This window comes from Limnoraphis robusta CS-951, assembly GCF_000972705.2.
In genome coordinates, this window is sequence record NZ_LATL02000116.1 from 5,404 (window position 1) to 12,142 (window position 6,739).

Annotated in this window: 5 protein-coding genes, 1 tRNA gene and 1 pseudogene; 5 read left to right on the forward strand and 2 right to left on the reverse strand. The window is 42.2% G+C overall.

What is annotated here, in order from left to right:
* Positions 1 to 411 (reverse strand): annotated as a pseudogene (locus WN50_RS36010) (RNA-guided endonuclease TnpB family protein); the annotation flags it as partial.
* A gap of 132 nt (positions 412 to 543) precedes the next feature.
* On the opposite strand from WN50_RS36010, the gene WN50_RS10340 reads away from it, so the two are divergent.
* Positions 544 to 1,974, forward strand: coding sequence for a CHAT domain-containing protein (locus WN50_RS10340; RefSeq protein WP_235440905.1), 1,431 nt, complete (start codon positions 544 to 546; stop codon positions 1,972 to 1,974).
* A 185-nt stretch (positions 1,975 to 2,159) separates the two neighbouring features.
* On the opposite strand, the gene hpf is transcribed toward WN50_RS10340, so the two are convergent.
* Positions 2,160 to 2,798 (reverse strand): ribosome hibernation-promoting factor, HPF/YfiA family, encoded by a 639-nt coding sequence (gene hpf / locus WN50_RS10345; protein ID WP_046280477.1) that lies wholly within the window; start codon positions 2,796 to 2,798, stop codon positions 2,160 to 2,162.
* A 233-nt stretch (positions 2,799 to 3,031) separates the two neighbouring features.
* Between hpf and lipB the strand changes: the two genes are divergently transcribed.
* From lipB to WN50_RS10365, 4 genes are all read left to right on the forward strand, one after another.
* The gene (gene lipB / locus WN50_RS10350; protein ID WP_046280478.1) at positions 3,032 to 3,718 is read left to right on the forward strand and encodes a lipoyl(octanoyl) transferase LipB; all 687 of its coding nucleotides are present in this window, start codon (positions 3,032 to 3,034) and stop codon (positions 3,716 to 3,718) included.
* 90 nt (positions 3,719 to 3,808) lie between these two features.
* Positions 3,809 to 4,576, forward strand: coding sequence for a pentapeptide repeat-containing protein (locus tag WN50_RS10355; protein ID WP_046280479.1), 768 nt, complete (start codon positions 3,809 to 3,811; stop codon positions 4,574 to 4,576).
* Between the two features lie 52 nt (positions 4,577 to 4,628).
* On the forward strand, positions 4,629 to 6,368 hold the full coding sequence (locus tag WN50_RS10360) for a hypothetical protein (protein WP_046280480.1): 1,740 nt from the start codon (positions 4,629 to 4,631) through the stop codon (positions 6,366 to 6,368).
* A gap of 131 nt (positions 6,369 to 6,499) precedes the next feature.
* Positions 6,500 to 6,591, forward strand: a tRNA-Ser gene (locus WN50_RS10365).
* Positions 6,592 to 6,739: the final 148 nt, after the last annotated feature.

A 6,739-nucleotide genomic window follows, 5' to 3' on the forward strand; every position in this document is an offset into this window, starting at 1 on the left:
AAGTTTCCATCCGCTCTGTTTGTATTCAACCGAGCGAGAATTATTCTTGAATCTTGGATAACCTGCTTGGTTCGCATAATCTCGCTGTACAACGGCGAGTTGCGAATCCGCTTTTTTGCCGGGTATTTTCTCTCTTGGTGCGCGTTTCTTGCAGTTATCAAAGAACCTAGCAATAGCTGACCAACACCGTTCTACAGATGCCTGACAAGCGTGTGAATTCAAGTCTCTGACAAAAGGGTACATAGCTCGGAGTTCAGTGTTATATCGATACAACTCTTTTCTTCCGAGTCCACGATTATCCATCCAATACCGCAAGCAAGAATTCCGAACAAACTGAGATGTTTGGATGGCTTCATCGATTGCTTTATATTGATACGCTTTTCCTTTTGCTTTAAATTCGTAGACGATCATTGACACTGGCTTGCTTGGCGTATAATATTATCATACCACATAGATGCTATATGCAGAAAGTAAGTTAACCCTCGTAAACGACGGGGCTTGCATCCCGATTTTTTTCGGTCAACCCTTTCTCATCTGAGTGCAATGATCAAACTCATAAGACACCAGATACAGGTGTTTCTAGCATTAACCCTAAGCGTAATTCGTATCCGGCTGTTTCGGTACAACAGTCGGTTAGTCGTTTTGTCTTTGATGATTTCAGGTGTGTTGTTAGCCGTTCTTTCTCAAGCTACATTTTCTCAAGAAAATCCTCAAAATGTCAATTGGTCAGAGCAAGTAACAAGCCTGGAGGAAACTTGGGAGAAACAATACGAAGATTATTTTAACCGCAATTTGGCAGAAGTAACGCTCAAAGCCGATGATATTGCCAAAATTCTTTCTCGTATCGCTAGTCAAACGGGAAGCAAACCTGCTATTTTATGGGTTGCCCCTCAAGCAGATTATCTGAAATTAATTTTATTGACTCCCGATGGTGAAGCAACAGGTGATTTGATTTCAGAAGCAGATCACATAACTCTCATAAAACAAGTTCAGCGACTCTATCTAGAAGTCACGAACCCGAGAAGAATTGGCACTACTTCCTATCTTAAACCCGCTCAACAATTGTATCAATGGATTGTTAAACCGTTTGAGGCGACATTGGCGGAAAAAGACATTGATATCTTGCTTTTCTGTACAGGGCCAGGTTTACGAACCTTACCCCTGGGCGTTTTGCATGACGGAAAACAGTTTTTAGTTGAAAAATACAGTCCGACTCGTATTCCGGCATTTAATCTGTTAATTGACACCAATTATGGTAATATAAAAGCCGCCCAGGTGTTGGCGATGGGAGTATCTGAATTTGCCGATCAAAACCCGCTTCCGGCGGTACCTGTAGAATTATCAACGATTATTAAACCCGGTGCGGGGGAGCGATCGCCACTTTCAAATCTATTGGGACAATGGCCGGGAAAATCTTTTCTCAACCAAGTGTCCACCTTGCAAAATTTAGAAACTCAACTGGCTTCTAATTCCTTTGGAATTATTCATCTAGCGACTCATGCCCAGTTTAAATCAGGAGAACCGCAAAATTCCTATATTCAACTGTGGGATACTCAACTGCGGTTAAATCAAATGCAGGAAATGCGCTGGAATAAGCCGCCTGCGGAGTTGTTGGTGTTGAGTGCTTGTCAAACTGCGGTTGGAGATCAAGATGTAGAATTGGGGTTTGCGGGGTTAGCCATTCAGTCGGGAGTGAAGTCGGCTTTAGCGAGTTTGTGGTATATTAGCGATCGCGGTACCCTAGCTTTGATGAGTGAATTTTATCAACAGTTGAAAACAGCTTCAACGAAAGCAGAAGCCCTTCAAAAAGCACAAGTTGCCATGATTCAGGGTAAAGTCCGTTTACAACAAGGTGAATTATTGATTTCTCGAGGCGAGGTTGCTTTACCTCCGAGTTTAGTTTCTAATACAGAAGAAGACTTGTCTCATCCTTACTATTGGTCTGGGTTTACTTTGATTGGAAATCCTTGGTAGGACAGACTCGCTTAGAAACCCGGTTTTTCATTGGTAATTCAAGGCTGAAATCTTGAAATTTCTAGCAAGAAACTGGGGTTTTACAGAAGTCTAAAAAAATAGAGATGTTAACAGTAACATCTCTACAGGAATATTTAATCTTGAGGGCTTGTCAAATCTCAAACCCTCAAAGGATAAACTAATAGCTAGACAGGCGACTTTTGGGGTAAAACCTGGCTGCTCTGAGATGATTTTCCGTTGGTATTACCGTTATTATTGCGGGGTAGGATTAACCCATAACCTCCATGATGAACACGTTTGTAAATGACGTTTAGTTCTCCGCTATCGGCGTTGCAAAACACATAAAAATCGTGATCGATCAGTTGCAATTGTTCCAGGGCATCTTGAACGCTCATCGGTGGCATTGCAAAATATTTGGTTCGGACTACCTCTTCGGGAAGTTCCGGTTGGCGATCGCCAATTAGATCTTCAACCACAGGCTGAGTTTCTACCACTTCCCCGAGTTTAGGCGGATGGAGGTGTTTTCCTTGGCGTTTTTCTTTAAACTTACCCAGTTGGCGAGCGATTTTATCAGCAACGAGGTCAACACTCGCATACAGATTTTCACTACTTTCTTGGGCGCGAATCACCGTTCCATTTGCATAAATTGTGACTTCGGCAGTTTGCTTTGGATTTATCCGAGGGTTACGAGCAATTGATAAGTGAACATCCACTTCGTTCGTAAGTTGCTGATAGTGGCTGACGGCCTTAGAAATTTTTTGATGGACATACTCGTGAATAGCTTCTGTAATTTCAAGATTTTTACCCTGGATCACAAGCTTCATAAAGCTCCCTCCCGCTCATAATGTGGGCATAAACTCACCTTAACACTTTGGATTTGAGATAGATTACCCCTTCAAAATCTGTTGCATCCCTTGACAATTCTTGATGATTTTAGGGTAAAGTTATGTTAACTTCCACTTGATTTTTGAGGGGATTTCTAGTACCATCCCAACTTTTTCATCCTCTATGTATTGAGTATCTATACTGATCATATTAACACATACATCTTCTCTAAATGTCTGTTTTGCTTGATCCCCCTCGTCTGAGATGTCTTATTTATAACTTAGGATTAGTCCCTTACAAGGTCGCTTGGCAGTGGCAGCGAGCGCTCGTACAACAGCATCAACAGTATCCTGACTTCAACGATGTACTTTTGCTATTGGAACATCCCCCCGTCTACACGCTTGGACAGGGAGCCGATCCCAAGTTCATAAAATTTAACCCAAATCTCAGCAATGTCGAACTCCACCGAGTCGAACGAGGCGGAGAAGTCACCTATCACTGTCCAGGTCAATTAGTCGGCTATCCCATCCTCAACTTGCGACGACATCAACAAGACTTGCACTGGTATCTACGACAGCTAGAAGAAGTGATTATTCGGGTTTTAGCCGTCTACGGAGTCAGAGGCGATCGCATTTCCGGCTTAACTGGAGTTTGGGTAGAGGGGAAAAAAGTCGCTGCTATTGGCATAAAAGTCAGTCGTTGGATCACGATGCACGGTTTCGCCATCAATGTCTGTCCCGACTTAGAGGGATTTGAACAGATTGTCCCTTGTGGAATTCGCGATCGCGCTGTGGCCAGTTTAATCGAATTTGTGCCAACTATTCAGCTAGAACAAGTCAGAAGCGAAATCAAAACCGCCTTTGCAGAAGTTTTTAGCCTAGAATTGATCAGCGTTGAGGGTGAACCGAGCTTGCAGTGAAGCTATTGTTGCAAAGTTCTGATAAATGCCAGCACAATTGGCGACTGAATAATTTAAGATGGCGACAGTAGCCTTCAACTCATCTGTCTTATGAACTTCAGAATTCTTATTACCTTGATGGTGTTGAGTACAATTAGCTTTGTTCAACCGATCCGAGCGGAGAACATAGAACATACTCGCCAACTTCTAACCAGTAAACAATGTCCGAATTGCAATCTTGCAGGTGCAGGTTTGGTTTTAGCTGATTTAGTCGGCGCTGATTTAGTCGGCGCCAATCTCACAGGCGCCAATCTCAGTCGAGCAAATTTGACAGGGGCTAATCTTCAAGGAGCGAATCTGACTGGAGCAAGTTTACATGGTGCTAATTTAACTGGAGCGAATTTAGCCGGAGCGAATCTTAACGGAACCGATCTGCGAGGGGCTTATTTGATGAATGCCGTTTTGACGATGAGCAACATCAAGGATGCTCAATTAGTGGGTGTCATTGGAATGCCAACGAATACCGGAAATGCAGAAGATTATTACTATTGGGGAGTCCAAGAAGCTAAAGAAGGTAACTACGTTAATGCGATTGATTTCTACACAGAAGCAATTCGTCTCAAACCGAATTTAGCGGCTGCTTTTTTTGGTCGCAGTATGGCAAAAGCTGATTTAGGAGACTTAGTAGGTGCGATCGAAGATGCCCGAGCAGCCCAACAATTGTATGAATCTCTCGGATCAGCAGAAGGAAAAGATGTTTCAACTCAGCTTGTTCAAATCCTAGAAAATCAGCAAAACCCTAAGAAGACTAACAATACTGGTGGATTTCTGGGAACGTTACAACAAGCTGCCCCTTTACTGTTGAGATTATTATTGTAAGTCATCGTATCAATCTATCCAGGGAGTCACGAAGGGAGTCAAAGCGTTAAATATGAGTGATCAACAAAAATCTTTTTGGAATTCTGTCACCCAAAAAGCATCAGGTTTAGGAAAGTCAATCAGTCAAAAAGCATCATTAGCCAGTAAAAACATCACCGAAAAAGCGACTGAAGCGGCTAAACAAAAAGCCACAGAAATGGGCGAAGCGATTAGTCATAGTGCATCGGAAGCCGGAAAAAAGGTGATGGAAACAGCAACAGGTTCGGTAGAGTCAGCGAAAAAACAAACCCAAAATTGGGTAGAAAATGTTTATTCAGACTCAGAAGAGAGTGGAGAATCAACTCCATTACATGACTGGAGTTTAGACGAACTCTATCATATTTTTGTCCGCTCTCAAACGGCAACTTACGGCGGCACTCAAACGGTGACTCTGAAAACGGGGAAAAGTTACAACGTTAAAATTCCGACGGCACCGACTGAAGGTTCAACCCTGCGTTTAAAAGGATGTGGCTTGCAGGGTCAGGATGCTTTTTTGGTGCTGCATACGTTACTAAATCCTCTCTATAATATTGATCGCAAAATTAATCATTTAATTGTTCAAGCACCTATTTATGATCGGACAAAGGTGCGGTGTTTAGAAGCCTATAATCGCATTAATGCGGCGTTACCTACAGAAGATTTTGCCGCCTTAAACTTGCTGGATTATTTGGTGTTTTCCTCGCAAATTTATTCAGAAGTCGGTCAACGTTATACGATTGCTAGTCAAAATTCTCGCCTGCTTACATTAGAAGATTGTCTACAATCCTCATTAACAGCATCTCAACTGGTAAGTGAAGATCAAAAACGAATTCTTTCCATTTATCAATATTTGAGAAGTGGAGAAGCCGTTCCTAATTTGAACACTTTAGAACAGCTTGATGCAATCATTCTCTATTCTAATTTAAAACCCGAACTCAAAAAATATTATTTACGAGCGAGTGCAGTCGCCAGGGTGATGACGATTGATTGGATTATCGTTAATGAAATTGATATCAATCAAGACATTCCTCAGCCAGATAGACCTAGATATTTAGCGGTTTATCTGCAAGTGAGAAATGACCAAGAAGTGGTAGATTTGAGAACTTTAGAGACGTTAGATGCCTGGATTGAAAAGGCAAATATACCTCTGATTTGTACGGCTATCTATAAACTTGTACGTCAGGGTAAATTGGAACTGAATGATGATTTTGAATTTGATGATTTTAGCGAATCCTTTAAAGCGATTACAGCCGTTACTCAATCGATCAAAGAGTCTAAAACTTACAGCAGTTCCAGCGAAAATTATCAAGTAAATGTCACGGAAATTAAACCGGGAATGTTGGCAGAAACAGCTTATAACGCTGTGTCTAGAGGGGGTTTGGGACTGTTAAGCGGAATGCCAATTCTGAAAAACTCAAAAACATTTATAGAAACAGCCGCTCGAATCGCTATCGCTCGGATCAGTGAAATTCCAAGTGCAGAAAAAATCAAATTAGGAATTGTTCCCATTGCTAACAAAGCAATGATCAACACCGCAGTCGGTGAAAATTGGCAAGCCGTAAGTCCATTAGGAACACAAAAACCGGAAATGAGCCAGTTATCCGGTAAAGATGCTTATCGGACAATATTAATGGAAATTGAAGGGGTGATGGGTTTAAGTGAAGAAAGCGATGAACCCTCTCTCAATCTCGGATTAAATGTCTGGAAGTTATTACGCGGAAATGGCGATCGACAGCGAACGATTGAAGATCTCGAACGTCAGATGTATTCTTAGCTCAAGTCTGTTTGATCAATTTGGGCTATTTTTCCTCCCCTTTCCTGAACCTTTGGGAATCACCTAAAAATCTATGTCTGGGATCTAGACAAGGCTGAAATCATTTGCTATGATGTAAAAATGTCACACCAGGAGAGGTGGCTGAGTGGTCGAAAGCGGCAGATTGCTAATCTGTTGATAGGTTCGTAAGGCCTATCCGAGGGTTCGAATCCCTCCCTCTCCGTTCTCAAAGAAAAACGATATTCCTCTAAACTTCTAGAGGGCTTTTTACCCCCATCTTGATCCCAGGATCGTTTCATTTTCCCAGTGAATTTGTTAGACCCCTCCCCCTCGCCCCCTCCCCCGCTAGGAGAGGGGAAAAGAATTATTAG